General features: G+C 66.5%; 14 protein-coding genes. 6 read left to right on the top strand and 8 right to left on the bottom strand.

Going from position 1 to position 15,589, the window contains the following annotated elements:
• Positions 1-217: 217 nt before the first annotated feature.
• Together K7711_RS30880 and K7711_RS30875 are read right to left on the bottom strand one after the other, a co-directional pair.
• A complete protein-coding gene (locus tag K7711_RS30880) occupies positions 218-1,723 on the bottom strand; it encodes an MFS transporter (RefSeq protein ID WP_222973444.1) in 1,506 nt (501 codons plus the stop codon).
• Between the two features lie 223 nt (positions 1,724-1,946).
• Positions 1,947-3,254 carry an amidohydrolase family protein gene (locus K7711_RS30875; RefSeq protein ID WP_222973443.1) on the bottom strand — a complete coding sequence of 436 codons (1,308 nt, stop codon included), beginning with the start codon at positions 3,252-3,254 and terminating at the stop codon, positions 1,947-1,949.
• 74 nt (positions 3,255-3,328) lie between these two features.
• Here K7711_RS30875 and K7711_RS30870 point away from each other — a divergent pair, with 74 nt between their 5' ends.
• From K7711_RS30870 to K7711_RS30860, 3 genes are all read left to right on the top strand, one after another.
• Entirely contained in the window at positions 3,329-4,000 is a 672-nt protein-coding gene (locus tag K7711_RS30870; protein WP_222973441.1) for an acyl-CoA-like ligand-binding transcription factor, read from the top strand.
• Between the two features lie 186 nt (positions 4,001-4,186).
• Entirely contained in the window at positions 4,187-4,570 is a 384-nt protein-coding gene (locus tag K7711_RS30865) for a carboxymuconolactone decarboxylase family protein (protein WP_222973440.1), read from the top strand.
• Positions 4,571-4,574: 4 nt separating this feature from the next.
• Positions 4,575-5,480: an NAD(P)-dependent oxidoreductase gene (locus K7711_RS30860; protein WP_222973427.1), complete on the top strand. Its 906-nt coding sequence runs from the start codon at positions 4,575-4,577 to the stop codon at positions 5,478-5,480.
• A gap of 95 nt (positions 5,481-5,575) precedes the next feature.
• Here K7711_RS30860 and K7711_RS30855 read toward each other — a convergent pair whose 3' ends face one another.
• From K7711_RS30855 to K7711_RS30840, 4 genes are all read right to left on the bottom strand, one after another.
• Positions 5,576-6,949: an LLM class flavin-dependent oxidoreductase gene (locus tag K7711_RS30855; protein WP_222973425.1), complete on the bottom strand. Its 1,374-nt coding sequence runs from the start codon at positions 6,947-6,949 to the stop codon at positions 5,576-5,578.
• Between the two features lie 14 nt (positions 6,950-6,963).
• A complete protein-coding gene (locus K7711_RS30850; protein ID WP_222973423.1) occupies positions 6,964-7,869 on the bottom strand; it encodes an HpcH/HpaI aldolase/citrate lyase family protein in 906 nt (301 codons plus the stop codon).
• Positions 7,870-7,925: 56 nt separating this feature from the next.
• Positions 7,926-9,122 carry a CaiB/BaiF CoA transferase family protein gene (locus K7711_RS30845; protein ID WP_222973421.1) on the bottom strand — a complete coding sequence of 399 codons (1,197 nt, stop codon included), beginning with the start codon at positions 9,120-9,122 and terminating at the stop codon, positions 7,926-7,928.
• 190 nt (positions 9,123-9,312) lie between these two features.
• Positions 9,313-10,368 carry a LacI family DNA-binding transcriptional regulator gene (locus tag K7711_RS30840; RefSeq protein WP_222973419.1) on the bottom strand — a complete coding sequence of 352 codons (1,056 nt, stop codon included), beginning with the start codon at positions 10,366-10,368 and terminating at the stop codon, positions 9,313-9,315.
• 107 nt (positions 10,369-10,475) lie between these two features.
• Between K7711_RS30840 and K7711_RS30835 the strand changes: the two genes are divergently transcribed.
• Entirely contained in the window at positions 10,476-11,930 is a 1,455-nt protein-coding gene (locus K7711_RS30835; protein ID WP_222973417.1) for an aldehyde dehydrogenase family protein, read from the top strand.
• 37 nt (positions 11,931-11,967) lie between these two features.
• Here the strand turns inward: K7711_RS30835 and K7711_RS30830 are convergent, their stop codons facing one another.
• Both K7711_RS30830 and K7711_RS48595 read right to left on the bottom strand, forming a co-directional pair.
• Positions 11,968-12,516, bottom strand: a complete 549-nt coding sequence (locus tag K7711_RS30830; protein ID WP_222973415.1) for a VOC family protein — start codon at positions 12,514-12,516, stop codon at positions 11,968-11,970.
• 412 nt (positions 12,517-12,928) lie between these two features.
• Entirely contained in the window at positions 12,929-13,057 is a 129-nt protein-coding gene (locus tag K7711_RS48595) for a hypothetical protein (RefSeq protein WP_268929517.1), read from the bottom strand.
• Between the two features lie 320 nt (positions 13,058-13,377).
• Here K7711_RS48595 and K7711_RS30820 point away from each other — a divergent pair, with 320 nt between their 5' ends.
• Positions 13,378-15,003, top strand: coding sequence for an FAD-dependent oxidoreductase (locus tag K7711_RS30820; protein WP_222973413.1), 1,626 nt, complete (start codon positions 13,378-13,380; stop codon positions 15,001-15,003).
• The gene (locus K7711_RS30815) at positions 15,003-15,569 is read left to right on the top strand and encodes a nuclear transport factor 2 family protein (RefSeq protein WP_222973412.1); all 567 of its coding nucleotides are present in this window, start codon (positions 15,003-15,005) and stop codon (positions 15,567-15,569) included. The genes K7711_RS30820 and K7711_RS30815 overlap by 1 nt, the downstream gene beginning before the upstream one ends.
• The last annotated feature ends 20 nt before the right edge of the window (positions 15,570-15,589 follow it).

The following is a 15,589-nucleotide window of genomic DNA, read 5'->3' as shown; positions in this document are numbered from 1 at the left end:
ACACGGTACGTCGAACGGTCCCGGACCTCTCAGGTCCGGGACCGTTCGGCTTTTCCGACCATCTAAGCCCGAACAGCGAATCATGTTCGCGTTCAGCGCTGTTCACCTGCTGCCGAGGCATCCCGACACATCGAGATGCCGCAGATGCGCGGCGAGGTCTCGGCGCCGGGACAGCCCGCCGTATTCCGGCCCCGGCACCGATGACCATCGGCGGCGATCAGTGCGCGAGCACCGGTACGTCCTCATCGCCTTCAGCACCGGCAGGTGCGGCGAACCGCTCGATCCGGCGCGGCAGGCCTATGGCGGCCAGGGCGCCGATCAGCGCGCCGACTGTGCCGATCAGGAAGGCCACCCGGTAACCCTCGTTCGTGTAGAAGGTCGCGCCGTGCGTCATCTCCGGCGGGAACGGCGCGCGGAAGGAGTTGTTCAGCACGGTGAATACCACCAGCGTCACCACCGAGGAGATGATGCTCTGGATCGCGTTCACGACGCTCGAGGTGGTGGCCTGCAACTGCGGCGGAACCGCCTCGATGAGAATGTTCGGAATCGACGAATACCCCAGGCCGATACCGATACCCGCGACACCCATGAACACCATCAGCAGCACCTTGCTGTCGTGCTTCACCGCGATGAGTGCGAAACCCACGGCGAGGATGGTCAATCCGGAGGCCAGCAGCACGCGCGGGCGGATGTTGCGGCGACCGATCAGGAGTCCGGTGATTACGCCGGCGAGTACCACCGTGATGCTGTTGGGCGTCTGGAAGATCGCGAATCCCTTGGCGTCGACGCCGAATCCGTAGCCCAGGTGCAGCATCGCGGGTGTCATGACCACCATCGGCACCACGACGGTGAGCAGCGCGCTGCCGCCGTAGCAGAACGAGGAGGCGATCGCGGTCAGGAACACCGGACGACGTCGCAATACGTTCAGGTCGATCAGCGGTTCGGCGACCTTCATCGCGGACACCAGCCAGAACGCCAGCAGCACGACTCCGCCGATGAGATAGGCGAGCGTCGACCCGTTCACCCAGCCCCAGGTCGGCCCGAAACTGATCGCGACCAGAACCGCGGCGATGCCCGCGCCCAGCAGTACCGCGCCCAGCCAGTCGATCCTGGACCGCAGGCGGACGGGGGATTCGGGAGTGCTGAGCATGATCATGACGCAGAAGACCGCCAGCGCGACCGTGAAGAACCAGAACATGCTCCGGAAGCCGTAGGAGTCGATCAGCCAGCCGCCGAGGAATGGTGCGGCGATGGCGATCAGCCCCATCCCGCTGGTACACAGGCTGACCGCCAGCGCGACGGTCTTGCGCGGGAAGATGTCCCGGATCAGCGAATAGCTCAGGAATACCGCCGAGCCCAGGAACCCCGTCAGGCACCGGCCGAAGATCAGCAGGCCGAAGCTCGGCGCGACCGCCGAGATGAGCGAACCGACAACGGAAACGGCCACACTGCCCAGCAGCACCTTGCGCTTGCCGTAGACGTCGGCGAGCTTGCCCAGAATCGGCCCGGTGATCGCGCCGACCAGAAGGAACGCGGTGATCAGCCAGGCGCCCTGCGCCGTGCGGAAATGCGCCGAGATCGATGGGATCGCCATGGAGACCATGGCGTAGCTGACCGCCAGCACTTCCAGCAGCAGCATCATCGAGACCAGGGAGACGATCAGCCGCGGCGTCCAGCCTTCGTCTCTACCGGGTGAATCGCCTTGTGTGACAACGTTGTCCATTGCCGATGTCCTTTCGAGCGGAATACGCTCCGCGACGGTGAGTGGCGGAACGTAAGCCACATCACAGCTTGCGGCCGAACGAGGGCCCCGGCGACCTTCCACTGAGCGGAAACTCGAGCACCCCGGCGACGAGGCCGAAACGTCCGCGCCGGGTTTCCGCTGAGCGGGACATGAGCGCGGCCCCGGGTGTTTTCTCCCCGGGGCCGCGCGAACGTGCTGCTGCTCAGGCATGCACCGGAGCCTTCTTCACGCTCTTGTCGAAGCCGACCACGTCGGCCAGGGTGCTGCCCAGGATGATCGCGCGCTCGTCGTCGGGGACGCCGCGGAAGTTGAACTCGATGCAGTCCCGGCTGCCGCGGAAGGTGCCCTCGGCGTGCGGATAGTCGTTGCCCCACATGATCGTCGACATGCCGGTGATGTGCCGGGCCTGCACCGCGACCGGATCGTCGGCGAACTGCACGTGGATCTGCCGTTGCAGGTATTCGCTGGGCTTCAGCGGATAGGGCCAGCGGCCGTTGACGGCGAACAGGCGTCCCATGGCGGGCTGATCGTTCGCCGGGCGCGAATCGTCCCAGAAGCCGAGCCACCAGTCCGCGTCCTGGCCGATGCCCGTGCGCCAGGACTTGTCCATCATGCCGACGAACGAAACCAGCCATCCCGCACCGAATTCGGTGAGATTGAAGTGCAGATCGGGAAACCGCTCGCACACCCCGCCGCCGATCAGCGAGGCGATGATCAGCTGCGGACTGGCCGAGGCGGTATTGCCGCCGCCCATCGTCCGTCCGGCGACCATATCGTCGGTGAGCTGGCCCTTGCCCATATTCATCGCGGTCATCAGGCCGCGCACGGTGGTGGCGGTTTCCGAGACCTGCTCCTTGACGTATACCCCGCCCGTCGCGACGTGGAAGAACACCGCCAGGCCGTTGGCCTGCGCCGCAGCCCAGATCGGGTCGTAGTCACGCGACCAGTACGGCATCGGCGGAGTCTCCGGCAGCAGGATCGCCCTGATTCCCAGCCGCGCGACCCGCTCGATCTCGGCGACCGCGTCCGGAACGTCGGTGAGCGGGATCGCGGCGGTGGGGCACATGCGGTCCCGGTACGGCAGATAGCGTTCGACGACGTAGTCGTTCCACACCCGCGCATGCGCCATGGACAGTTCGTGATCGTCGGTGAACAGCACGAACAGCGACAGATTCGGGAACATCACCGAGGCGTCGACGCCGTCGAGATCCATATCGCGGATGATGTTGTCCGGATCGCCGTCCGGCGTCCGGCCACCGGTCTGCCGGTACTTGGAGATGGTCCAGCCGTCGAAACCGATGGTGTGCAGCTTCTTGAACTCGGTGTGCCCGCCCGCCACGATCGGCTCGTCGAGGGTGAATTCCTCCTCCCACAGCGCTCGGTTCCGCATACTCTTCGGCAATCTGGTCTTGAACAGATCCACCGGCTCGATGATGTGCGTGTCGCCGGACACGACGAAATACTCCGCCACGACGTACTCCTGGTTGTGCTTCTTCGGACTCGAACTCATGAATGAGACTCAGTGTCAGAATAGATCCTGACACTCAATTATGAAACGGGATTGCGAATGGTAGCTTCAGGCTCATGATCGGAACCCCCCGTTCGAGACTCGTCGCCCGTGCCGCGGTACGCGCGGCCCTGGCCCAGGCCGCCTTCGAGATCACCCGGGACCGCGGATTCCAGAACGTCACCGTGGACGACATGGCCACCGCGGCCGGAGTGTCCCGCAGTACGCTGCTGCGCTACTTCGGTAGCAAGGAGGAAGCGGTGCTGAGCGCCTTCGACTCGCACGCCGCGCATTTCGCCGAGACACTGCGCGCCCGCCCCGCCGAGGAGGACGACTGGACCGCGCTGCGCCGCGCGCTGGACGGAGTCGCCGACTTCTACCTGCAGGATCCGGCCGGTGCGCTCGCCTTCACCCAGCTCATCCTGAAAACCCCCGAACTGTTCGGCAGGCATCTGGAAACCCAGCACAGCTGGCGTCCGGCCCTCACCGCGGCTCTGGCCGAGCGCGCGGGTCTGACACCGGACGAGGTGCCGCTCGAGATGGCGGTCAAGGCCGCCGCGGCGGTCGGCTGCCTGACCATCGCCGTCGAACGCTGGGCCGACTCCGACGGAACTCTCGACCTGACGAGCCTGCTCGACGCGGGCTTCGATGCGCTGGCCGCCGGGCACGACTCCTCCGGCCCCCGCCGTGCGGGCAGCGGCCGGACGTCGGCGAGCCATCACCGACGCCGATCGGCCGACCACGCCTGAGCCGCGGATCGGGGCCGAAACGCCGATGCCACCGCAGATCCGTTGCGGGACAGACATTCACCTCACGGGAGGGGCGCATTCTGCCTGTCCGACACAGGCAGCCTCCAGCACTCGAATTGAGTACCCTTATTATCGACAGGAGGTATGGTCGAGACCGTGGTGGTCGCACCGTGAACGGAGTGAGCAATGGATCCACAGACTTACGAGAAGGGCCGCGCGATGCGGACCGCGGTGCTCGGCGAAGCCTACGTCGCCGCGGCCGCGGGTAACGCCGACGAGTTCTCCGCTCCCTTCCAGGACCTGGTCACCGAGTACTGCTGGGGCGCGGTGTGGAGTCGCGAAGGTCTGCCGCCGAAGATTCGCAGCATGCTCAACCTCGCGATGATCGCCACGCTCAACCGCCCCCACGAATTGCGTACCCACGTGGGAGGCGCGCTGACCAACGGCGTGACGCGCGAGGAGATCCGGGAGATCTTCATGCAGGTCGCGGTCTATGCCGGTGTTCCGGCGGCCGTGGACAGCTTCCGCATCGCCCGGCAGGCGTTCACCGAGTACGACCAGGATGCGTGAGGATATGACCGTCGGTTTCATCGGCCTGGGCAATATGGGTTTTCCGATGGCCCGGCGACTCGCCGACGCGGGCAACGACCTGGTGGTCTACGACACCCGCAGCGAGATCCTCGACGCGGCAACCACATTCGGTGCGACAGCCGCATCCTCGCCGCGAGACGTGGCCGACCGGGCGGATACGGTGCTGGCGAGCCTGCCCTCGTTGCAGGCCTCCACGGAGGTGGCCACCGGCGTCCTCGGGGGTACGCGAATTCGCCGGTTCGTCGATCTGTCGACGGTGGGAAGCACAGTCGCGCAACATAATCGGCAGCAGCTCGCCGCACATGACATCGCCGCGCTCGATGCCCCGGTCAGCGGCGGGGTCGGCGGTGCGGCCAACGGAACGCTGGCCATCATGGTGTCCGGCCCGCGCGAGGCGTTCGACACCGTCGCACCGCTGCTCGAGGCACTCGGCCGGCCGATTTTCGTGAGCGCGGAACCCGGTGCGGCACAGACGATGAAGCTGCTCAACAACCTCATGGCCGCCGCGACGCTCGCCGCGACCGCAGAGGTCATGGTGACGGGCGTGAAGGCCGGTCTGGATCCACAGGTCATCCTGGATGTACTCAATGCCGGTTCCGGCGCGACGCACGCCAGCCGTGACAAGTTCCCCCGAGCGGTCCTGCCCCGGACCTTCGATTTCGGCTTCGCCACCGGTCTGATGGTCAAGGACATCCGGCTCTATCTGCAGGAGGCTCGGGCGATGGAGCTGCCGACGGGAGTGGCCGATGCCGTTGCGCGGCTGTGGGAAACGACTGTCGAGCGTGAAGGTCCGGAGTCCGATTTCACCTCGGTGGTGAAACCGGTGGAGGATGCCGCCGGGGTGATCATCGGCGGCCCCGGGCCCTCGGCCACCGACCGAGCGCTCTGAACCCCCTGGCGGCGGCCACATTTCGGCACGACCGCCGACGCACGCACAGAGGAATGACTTGTGTGCTCGTTGACGCCTCGGCCGGTTTCAGGCGCTCAGTGCTGTGTCTGGGCCCGTTCACGTACCTGCGCCCGGGGCAGACCGAGATGATCACGCAGAGTTCTGCCCTCGTACTCGGTCCGGAACAGCCCGCGCTGCTGTAGCACCGGCACCACCAGCCGGACGAAATCCTCGAACGCGCCGGGCAGATGCGTTGCGGCCACGACGAATCCGTCGCATGCCTCGCCGAGGAACCACTCCTGCATCTGATCCGCGACCTGCTCGGCGGTGCCGACGAAACGCGGACCCTGCAACAGGGTCGCGCGATGTGCCGCGAGATCCCGCAGCGTGATGTCCTCCCGGCCGAGATGACGGCGCACGCTCACGGCCAGCCCGCGGATGCCGGAACTGGAGTCGATGATGTCCGGGGTGATGACGTCGTCGAGGTCGTGCCCGGAGAAGTCGTAGTTCAGCACCTCCGACAGCAGGGTCAGCGATGCCATCGGGTGCACGTACCGGTGCAGGAACAGCTGTTCCTTCTCCGCGGCGATGGTCTCGGTCTCCCCCACCACCACGTAGGCCATCGGCAGGATCTTCACCTCCGCGGGATCCCGCCCGGCGGCTGCGATCTGCGCCCGCTGCTCGCGGTAATGCTGTTGTGCGACATCGATTCCGGGCGCCGCGGTGAACAGCAGATCGGCCCACTGCGCGGCGAATTCGCGCCCGCGCCCGGACTGCCCGGCCTGCAGCAATGTCGGCCTGCCCTGCGGTGTGCGCGGCACGGTCAGCGGCCCGCGCACATCGAACCACTTGCCGTGATGGTCGACCTCGTGCACCTTGTCCGGGTCGGCGAACAGGCCCGTGTCCTGGTCCATGGTCAGCGCGTCGTCCTCCCAGGAGTCCCACAGCGCGCTGACCGCCTCGAGAAACTCCTCGGCCCGGTCGTACCGCTCGTCGTGCGCGAGGTGCTGGTTCACGCCGAAGTTCTGCGCCTCGGAGTCGTTGACGGAGGTGACCACGTTCCACGCGGCCCGGCCGCCGGAGAGGTGGTCGAGTGTGGCGAAGGTGCGAGCCACGTGGAACGGCGAGTAGTAGGTGGTCGAATAGGTCGCTCCCACGCCGATTCTGCTTGTGGCACCGATGATTCCGCCGAGGATGGCGGTCAGATCGAGTTTGATCGGACGCGCGCCGTACCGCACGGCCTCGGCGACCGAATCGCCGTAGACGCCGGGCATCGCCAGGCGGTCGTCGAAGAAGACGAGGTCGAACTTGCCCTGTTCCAGGGTTCGCGCGACCCTCAGGTAGTACTCGAGTTCCAGGAAGGACAGATCCGCGGACGGATACCGCCAGGACCCCGAGTAGACGGTCACGTTACCGGCCTGCATGAAGCCGACCAGGGTCATCTGCCGCTGCGGCTCGGATGTGGTCATGAGATTCCTTTCGGTCAGAGTCCGAACAGGTCGGCCCTGCGGGTGATGTTGTCGGCGTGCCGCAGATGCGCTGCGTCCACGAGCATTCCGTCCAGGGCGCTGGCGCCGCGGCCGGAGGTTTCGGCCGCGTGGTAGGCCGCGACGACCTTGCGCGCGTGCGCGATCTCCTCGGCCGTGGGGCTGAACGCCGTGTTGGCGATCTCGACCTGGCTCGGGTGAATGGCCCACTTGCCCGCGTACCCCATCGCCCCGGCCCGATCGGCGGCGACGCCATACGCCTGCGGATCGCGGTAGTTGGGGAACGGTGCGTCGATCGCGTCGACACCGGCCGCGCGCGCCGCGACCACGACCCGCGCCCGCGCGTACCCCCAGAAGTCGCCCGGAAAGTCGATCAGCGGATCGAAATTGGTGTCCACGCGAGCGCCCTGCGAGGCCGAGAAGTCACCGGCGCCGAAGATGATCGCCTCCAAACGGTCACTCGCACGGGCGATCTCGTCGACGTTCTGCAATCCCTCGGTCTCCTCGATGAGCACCTCGAGCCCGATCCGCTTGCTCAACCCGAGCTGCTCCTCGAGCTGGGTGAGCAGCACGTCGACCCACCACACGTCACGGGCCGAACGGACCTTCGGCACGATGATGATGTCCAGTGCCTCGCGCGCACCGGTGACGACCTCGATGACGTCGCCGTAGGCCCAGTGGGTGTCGATGCCGTTCATCCGGATCGCGCGAACCGTTGTGCCCCAGTCGAGTTCACGCAGAGCGGTGATCACTTTGCCGCGCGCCGCCTCGCGCTCGGACGGGAGGGTCGCATCCTCCAGATCCAGGAACACCAGATCCGCCCCGGATTCGATCGCCGTGGTGAACATCCAGTCGTTGCTTGCGGGAGTGGCCAGTTCCGACCGGCGAGCCCGAACGGTCATGAGTACATATTCCTTTCGATTGTTGTGAACCGGATATGGTTGCTATAAAATGGGTTTCAGATAATTCCGTCGTGCTGCAACCGCTGATAACGGTCCGCGTCGAGGCCGAGCAGATCGCGATAGATCTCCTCGTTGTGCTCGCCCAGCCGCGGACCGAGGTGGTCGATCGAACCGGCGGTATCGGAGAAGCGGGGTACCGGGCCCTGCACCGTCATCGACCCGAGTTCCGGATCTGGATGCGAGGTGTAGACGCCGCGGGCCCGCATCTGCGGATCGGCCAGCAGCTGTGGCGCGTCGTAGACCGGGGCGGCGGCCACCTCGGCCTCCTCGAAGACCGTCATGGCCTCGTCGAGGGTGCGCTCGGCGATCCAGTCCGCCATTATCTTGTCGACCTGCGCTGCATTGGCCAGCCGCTGCTGTGCCTCGGCGAACCGCGGATCGGTGGTCAGATCCGCACGCCCGACCGCCCGCAGGGCGCGCATCGCGATGGTCGGCGCGCTGCCGGACATCGCCAGCCAGTGCCCGTCCTTGGTCCGGTAGGTGTTGCGCGGTGCGCTGATATCCCAGCGATTGCCGGTTCTCGTCGGCACGGAACCGGTTTGATCGAAGGTCAGCACCGGCTGCTCGATCAGCCGGGCCAGGGGTTCGATCAGGTTGATATCGATGAGCTGACCGTCCGCACCGTGCACGTCCCGGTGATACAGCGCCATCATCACCGCATAGGTCGCGGTCAGCGCCGCGACGCCGTCGGCGAGCATGAACGACGGCAGCGTCGGCGGGCCGTCGGGATGTCCGGTGAGATGGGCGAATCCGCTCATCGCCTCGCCCAGGGTGCCGAATCCGGGCCGGTCGCTCTTCGGACCGCCTGCGCCGAATCCGGTGACGTGCAGCAGCACCAGACGCGGGTTCTCCGCCTTCATCCGCGCGTAGTTCAGCCCCCAGCGATCGAGGGTGGAGGGGCGCAGATTCAGCACCAGGACGTCGGCTTCGCGCGCCAGGGCGCGCAAGATGTCCCGGCCCGCCTCGTGGCGCAGATCGAGGGTGATCGATTTCTTGTTGCGCCCCAGGCTTTTCCACATGAGCCCGATGCCGTCTTTCTGCGTTCCCCACTGGCGCAGCGGATCTCCGCCCTCGGGCTGCTCGACCTTGATCACCTCGGCGCCGAACTCGGCCAGCCAAGTGGCCACGAGCGGCCCCGCGGCGAGGGTGGCCGCATCGATCACCCTGAGTCCCGACAGCGGGCCTTCGGACATAGCGGCCTTCCTCTCCATAGACAGGTCGTGCGGAACCGCGGGTGGTCGCTCGACCACGGCCACGAGCCGCAGAGCCAATGTAAACGATTACATCGGAATTGAGTAGACCATTAGATCGCAAGTACCGTCAATAGCGCGAGTAATCTGACCTACAGTGGCGTTACCCGAGAGAACAGTGAACTTAATGAAGTCAAGGAAGCCGCGGGTGATGGCCGCTCGGTGGCGCGGTGGAACCGCCCAAGCGGAACTCCGGCGTGATCAGATGCCGTTCAGCGGCAACCTCCACACCGGATTCCCGGGCGTCCAGAGCCTCCGAGAGCAGACGCGCGGCCGTGCGCGCCAGCTCCGCATAGGACACCCGGAGCGTCGTCAGCGACGGATTGCTCAACGCGAACCACTCCGGATCGCCGTACACGATCAACGAGAGCTCGTCCGGGACGCGAAATCCACTCGCGCGCACGACCTCTGCCGCCCCCACCGACAACGCCCCGCCGCCGACCAGCAGTGCGGTCGGCCGATTCGGCATCGCCAACAGTTCGGCGGTCGCCACCCGACCGTTCTCCTTGGTCGGCTCGAGCAGCCGGATCGGCATCCGATCCGGATCCAGCCCGGCCAGCTCCATCCCCCGCCGCACCGCCCCCAGCCGGATCGCGCCGTGCGAGAGCTCGCGCGGCGTGCCCACGTAGGCGATCTCGCTGTGCCCGAGCTCGGCGAGGTGCGCCACGGCATCGATCAGCGCCTGTTCGTCGTCGCTGAACACACCCGGCGCGCGGATCCCGCAGGCGCGGTGCAGTTCGACGACCGGCATCGCCCCGAGTATGGTCAGGGACTCCTCGAGGATCCCCGCGCTCGGCGAAATAATCAGCCCCGCAACGCGGCTCGCTGTCATCTCGCGCAACTGGCGCAGCTCGCGCTCGGGATCGTTCTCGGTGATGGTCAGGATCATCTGCGTGCCGTCGGTGGACAGCAAGCGAGCGCACTCCGCCGCCACCGTGGAGTACGCGGGTGTGTCGACGTATGGGACGACGAAGCCGACGAACGCCCGGCTCCTGGACGCCGACAGACCTTTCGCCAGCCGATTCGGGACATACCCGCGGGCCGCGGCGTGGGCTCTGATGCGCTCGGCCTGCTCGGGGCGCACGGCCGGGCTGCCGTTGAGCGCGCGCGACACCGTGGCCGTCGAGACGCCCAGCTCACGAGCCAGGTCGACGACCCCGACCGAATCGGAGCGTGCCCGCTTGCCCACAGTCCATCCTCGCGTCCGAATGCAGCGCCCCACTGCGCTGTTCCGTCACACAAGCATGGCATATGCCCACCCCCATCCATCTCCGCAGGAAATCAAGGAGTCCTCCGATGACGAAGTCGCACACCTCGAATCACACCGCAGCACCCACCCTGTCGTTCATCGACGGCGCCTCGCGCGAGTCGAGCGCCTGGTACCCGAACATCGATCCCTCGACCGGCGAGCCGCTCGGCGATATCGCGCGTGGCGGCGCGGCGGAGATCGATGCGGCGGTCCAGGCCGCCCGGGACGCCTTCCCGACCTGGCGACGCACCACCCCCGAGCATCGGGCGCAGTTGCTGTGCGAACTGAGTTCCCTGATCCTCCGCAATCTCGAGGCGCTGGCCCGGCTGGAGAGCGAGGACTCCGGAAAACCGTTGTCCCAGGCGCGAAACGACGTTCGCGTCTGCGCACGATACTTCCGGTTCTACGGCCAGGCCATCGAGTCCTACTACGGCCTGGCGATTCCGCTGCGGCCCGATCTGCACGTGTACACCCGGCGCGAGCCGCACGGGGTGACCGGCCACATCGTCGCCTGGAACTATCCGCTGCAACTGTTCGCCCGCGGTGTCGCGCCCGCGATCGCGACCGGTAACTGCGCGGTGGTCAAACCTGCCGACGAGACGCCGCGATCCGCGGTGTTCGTGGCCGCGTTGGCGATCGAGGCCGGGTTTCCGCCCGGTGTGGTCAACGTCGTCACCGGTCTGGGGCCCGAAGCCGGTGACGCGCTGGCCAATCATCCAGGCGTGGACCATCTCGGATTCGTCGGTTCGACGCGGGTCGGCAGCATCGTCGCGGCCGCGGCCGCCGAGCGGGTGTCGCCGGTGGTGCTGGAACTCGGCGGAAAATCGGCGCAGCTCGTCTTCGACGACGCCGATCTCGACAAGGCGGCCCAGGTCGTGGCCTCGGCGATCCTGCAGAACGCCGGGCAGACCTGTTCGGCGGGCTCCCGCGTCCTGGTGCACGAGAGCGTTCACCAGGAGCTGCTGAGCCGTCTGGTGACTCGCTTCGAAGGCGTGTCGATCGGTCCCGCCGTGCAGGACAACGATCTGGGCCCGCTGGTCTCGCGCAAACAGCAGGAGCGGGTTCAGGGATATGTCGAATCCGTTGCGCCCCAGCAGATCATCTACGGCGGACGGGTCGCCGAGCCGCACGGAATCACGAACGGCGCGTACTTCGCGCCGACCCTCATCGATGGCGTCGATCCGAGTTCACCGATCGCCCAGGAGGAGATCTTCGGCCCGGTCCTGACCGTCATGCCATTCGCCGACGAACAGGAGGCGATCGCCCTGGCCAACAGCACCGATTACGCACTGCTCGGAGCGGTCTGGACCGCCGATCTGTCCCGCGCCCACCGCCTGGCGGCCGAGTTGGAGGCCGGTCAGGTGTACATCAACACCTACGGCGCGGGCGGCGGCGTCGAATTGCCCTTCGGCGGGTTCCGCAAATCCGGATACGGCCGCGAGAAGGGCGTCGAAGCACTCGACTCCTACACCGCCACGAAGACCGTCGTGGTCCAGATCTGAGCACCGGAAATGACTGTGCTGCAACACTATAGGTCGTCTAATCAATACTCCTGGCATCCGGCTCCGACTCCGTGAGACGGTGTTGCGCGGCCGGACGCCGGGGACCGCCGAGCGTGTCCGCACCATACCGGTCGGTCTCGGCGGCAAGATCCAGCGGCATCGACGGCGCCGTCATGTTCCCGAGTTCCGTTTCGACCGCGGCATCGGGAACCAGCCAGCACACTTCGAACTCGATGCCATCGGGGTCCATCCCGTAGAGCGATTTGGTGACCGCATGATTCGCGGCTCCGGTCAACGCATCGGCCGATCGCAGCACGATTTCGAGCCGTTCCAGCTCACGCAGGGTGTCCACCTCCCAAGCAAGGTGATACAGCCCGACCCGCCCGGTGCGAGATGCACCGGGCGGGGGCTCCGCGGTCTGGAACAGACCCAGGTCGTGGTCATTGGACGACCCCGCCGCCTGCAGAAAGACTCCGCCGGGAATCGCACCGATCAACCGAAATCCGAGAACATCGCGGTAGAACGCCGTCGAGCGCTCTACATCGGACACGAACAGGACGGCATGGTTGAGGCGGTGGATCGGCACGGGAACGGCTCCGTTTCGAAATCGTGGTCAGCAACTGCCCGAAGCTGATCAGGATTCTGTTTCCGGCGCAACGGATCTCCCGCTCCGTGGTGAGCGAAATCGATCATGGAATCGAGACCGCAGTGTCGATGCCACATCCGCGCTCCAACCGGGAAATCCACCGCGGACAGCCTGCACCGAGCGCCCTCGACGGATACCAGCCCTCCACAGCGCCGTATCGCTCCGCGCCATGCGAGGGCCGCGCCGAGGCCCTGTGCAGCAGCCAATTTCGTGAGCTCTTCGCGTTCGGGGGTGTGCGCGGAGTTCAACACCGCCGCGATATCGAGGTTGGATTCGACCGCACTGGTCAGCCCCATCGCGTCGTACGCGCGGGTGATCGCTCGGTTGGTGTAGCGAAGGATCGACAGCGGGGTCAGCGCGATATTGCGGGCGAGTTGGTCGACAGTGTCGGCGAGTTCGGCCTGGCGACAACCCGATTGACCATGCCCAGCTCCTCGGCCGGCTCGGCGGCGAGGTGGCTTTCCGGCAGGCTTTCGGTCACCGTCCGTGTCGATATCCTTTCTCGGCGAAGTTGGTGGCTACCGGTGTGCTCTGACGCCACCGGTGGGACAGCGGGACTCCGGCAGCACCTGCGAGGCGTGGACCTTCGGAGCGGCGGCACGTTCGTCTCGCTCAGCGGAAATCGGGCGCCGACCGAACGGGCGTACCCATCACACTGTGGGCCGCCACTCTGCCATGACCCAGGTCACTCATCGCACGGCGCGGGGCGAGCAGCCGCTCGAACTGCGGTGCGGCCGAGGGCTTTTCGTCGACTTGGCCCGGTGCCGAGTGGTTCTGAGACAAGACAGCAAGGAGATAGCTATGTCCACTGACGAGGAAGCCTTCGACATCGTGGTCGTCGGATCCGGAGGCGGTGGCCTGGTCGGCGCCTATGTGGCCGCCTCCCGGGGCCTTCGAACTCTCCTCATCGAGAAGACGAGCTTGTTCGGCGGCACGACCTCGTATTCCGGCGCAGGAATTTGGTTTCCGGGCAGCGCTCCGCTGGAACGGGCCGGTATCACCGACGGCGTCGACGGCTCCCGGGCCTACCTGCGCAGCATCGTCGCGGACGACTCGCGAGCCTCGCGTCAGGATGCCTATCTGCGAGCAGGGGCTCAACTGATCGACGAACTCGAACAGAATCCGTGGTTCCAATCGTTCGTGTACGCACCGGTGCCGGAATACTTCGCCGGCCATCCCGGCTTCTCCCCCGCGGGACACACGATTTTCCCACCCGATGTCGCGATCTCCGACCTCGGCGAACTCGGCCCACTGGTGCGGCGCTCCATCCCCGAGGAACGCTGGGGTGAGCCGGAAGGCCCGGCCCTGCGTGGAGGCCGCGCCCTGATCGGCCGTGCCGTCAAGGCATTCGTGGAGACCGGCAACGGTTTCTACCGCCTCGACACCGCACTGACCGGCCTGCTGGTAGAGAACGACCGGATCATCGGAGTGCAGGCGGTGAGCAAGGGCGAACCGGTGACGATTCGCGCCCGGCGCGGGGTACTGCTGGCCGCGGGCGGCTTCGAGCACAATGCCGAGCTGCGGGAGAAGTACGGTGTGGTACCTCCGGCCGACGAATGGTCGCACGGCGCACCGGAGAACACCGGTGATGCGCTGCTGGCCGGAATCGCGGTCGGTGCGGCCACCGAACTGCTCGACGAGGCGTGGCATGTCCCCGGCCTGATCCAGCCCGACGGGCGGCCGGTCTTCTTCGCCGGTCTGCGCGGCGGAATCTGGGTCAACGGCGAGGGCCGGCGATTCATGAACGAGATCGAGCCCTACGACCGCGCCGGACACGATATGCGCCGGGCGCACACCAGCACCGATGTCGAACATTCCCGCGTCCATTGGATTCTCGATCAGCGGCAACTCGACCGGGACAGCTTCGGCGGCGACCCGGCCGCGCCGGTGCGACCGGAATGGTTCGATTCGGGTGCGCTGCGCAAGGCCGACACGCTCGAGGAACTGGCCGAGATCATCGGCGCACCGGTGGCGAATCTGCGCGAAACCGTCAGGGAATTCAACAGTTACGCCCCCGGCGGGGTGGACGAACAATTCCATCGCGGCGAAACGCCGTGGGACCAGATGTACCAGCATGTGGTCGGGTTCTCCGCCGTGCCGGGCACCCCGGAGTCGGGCACGACGCTGAACTACCTGGTGCCGATCACCGGCGAATGGCCCAATCCGCTCGTGCAACCGATCGAGCAGGGACCGTTCTACGTCGCCACCATCGTGCTGTCCGACATCGGCACGAAGGGCGGACTGCGCACCGACGAGAACGCGAGAGTTCTGCGCGAGGACGGTCGGCCGATCGAGGGGCTCTACGCCACCGGTAACACGATGGCCGCGATGTCGGGCGGGGTGTACCCGGGGGCCGGCACGCCGATCGGCTCCTCGCTGGCATTCGCCTACCTCGCGGTGCTCGACATCGTGAATGGAGGAAAGTGATGACGGCACCGAAATCCGATGCGGCACAGGAGATCAACACCACTCCGGCACACAGCGACGCGGTCGCCGAACTGATCGCCAAACAGGCGATCACCGAACAACTGCACTCTTACAGCCGCGGGCTCGACCGGATGGATCGCGCTCTGGCCGAACAGGTCTGGCACTCCGATGGCACCGCCGACTACGGTCCCGGCTATCGCGGCAGCGGATCCGGATTTCTGGATTTCGTCTGGGCGTACCACGCGGGCTTCCGAGCCCATTCACATCTGGTGGGCAACACCCTGATCACGGTGGACCTCGAGGCGGGCACCGCGGTCAGCGAAACCTCTGTCGCGGTGTGGCTGCAGACCGTCCCTGCGGATGGGATGGTGACCGACCAGCAGCATCGCGGCCGATATCTGGATCGATGGTCGCGGCGCGAGGGCCGGTGGGCGATCGATCACCGGATCTATGTCGCCGACATCCTGTACGAGGGACAGCACGCAGCGATACCCGACACCGAGTATTCGGCACCGAGCGGGACCCGGGATCGGACGGATCTGTCCTACCCGGCTCTGGGCTGGTAACAGGGCGATGGCCCGCCGCG

This window comes from Nocardia coffeae, from assembly GCF_019890715.1.
GTDB classification, from domain to species: Bacteria; Actinomycetota; Actinomycetes; order Mycobacteriales; family Mycobacteriaceae; genus Nocardia; species Nocardia jiangxiensis.
The sequence above is the reverse complement of the archived record's forward strand: the minus strand, read 5'-3'. Positions and strand labels throughout refer to the sequence as shown.

Coding starts and splice junctions, on each gene's coding strand:
- K7711_RS30880 (WP_222973444.1), bottom strand. CDS start 1,723: ATGGACAACGTTGTCACACAAGGCGATTCACCCGGTAGAGACGAAGGC.
- K7711_RS30875 (WP_222973443.1), bottom strand. CDS start 3,254: ATGAGTTCGAGTCCGAAGAAGCACAACCAGGAGTACGTCGTGGCGGAG.
- K7711_RS30870 (WP_222973441.1), top strand. CDS start 3,329: ATGATCGGAACCCCCCGTTCGAGACTCGTCGCCCGTGCCGCGGTACGC.
- K7711_RS30865 (WP_222973440.1), top strand. CDS start 4,187: ATGGATCCACAGACTTACGAGAAGGGCCGCGCGATGCGGACCGCGGTG.
- K7711_RS30860 (WP_222973427.1), top strand. CDS start 4,575: ATGACCGTCGGTTTCATCGGCCTGGGCAATATGGGTTTTCCGATGGCC.
- K7711_RS30855 (WP_222973425.1), bottom strand. CDS start 6,949: ATGACCACATCCGAGCCGCAGCGGCAGATGACCCTGGTCGGCTTCATG.
- K7711_RS30850 (WP_222973423.1), bottom strand. CDS start 7,869: ATGACCGTTCGGGCTCGCCGGTCGGAACTGGCCACTCCCGCAAGCAAC.
- K7711_RS30845 (WP_222973421.1), bottom strand. CDS start 9,122: ATGTCCGAAGGCCCGCTGTCGGGACTCAGGGTGATCGATGCGGCCACC.
- K7711_RS30835 (WP_222973417.1), top strand. CDS start 10,476: ATGACGAAGTCGCACACCTCGAATCACACCGCAGCACCCACCCTGTCG.
- K7711_RS30820 (WP_222973413.1), top strand. CDS start 13,378: ATGTCCACTGACGAGGAAGCCTTCGACATCGTGGTCGTCGGATCCGGA.
- K7711_RS30815 (WP_222973412.1), top strand. CDS start 15,003: ATGACGGCACCGAAATCCGATGCGGCACAGGAGATCAACACCACTCCG.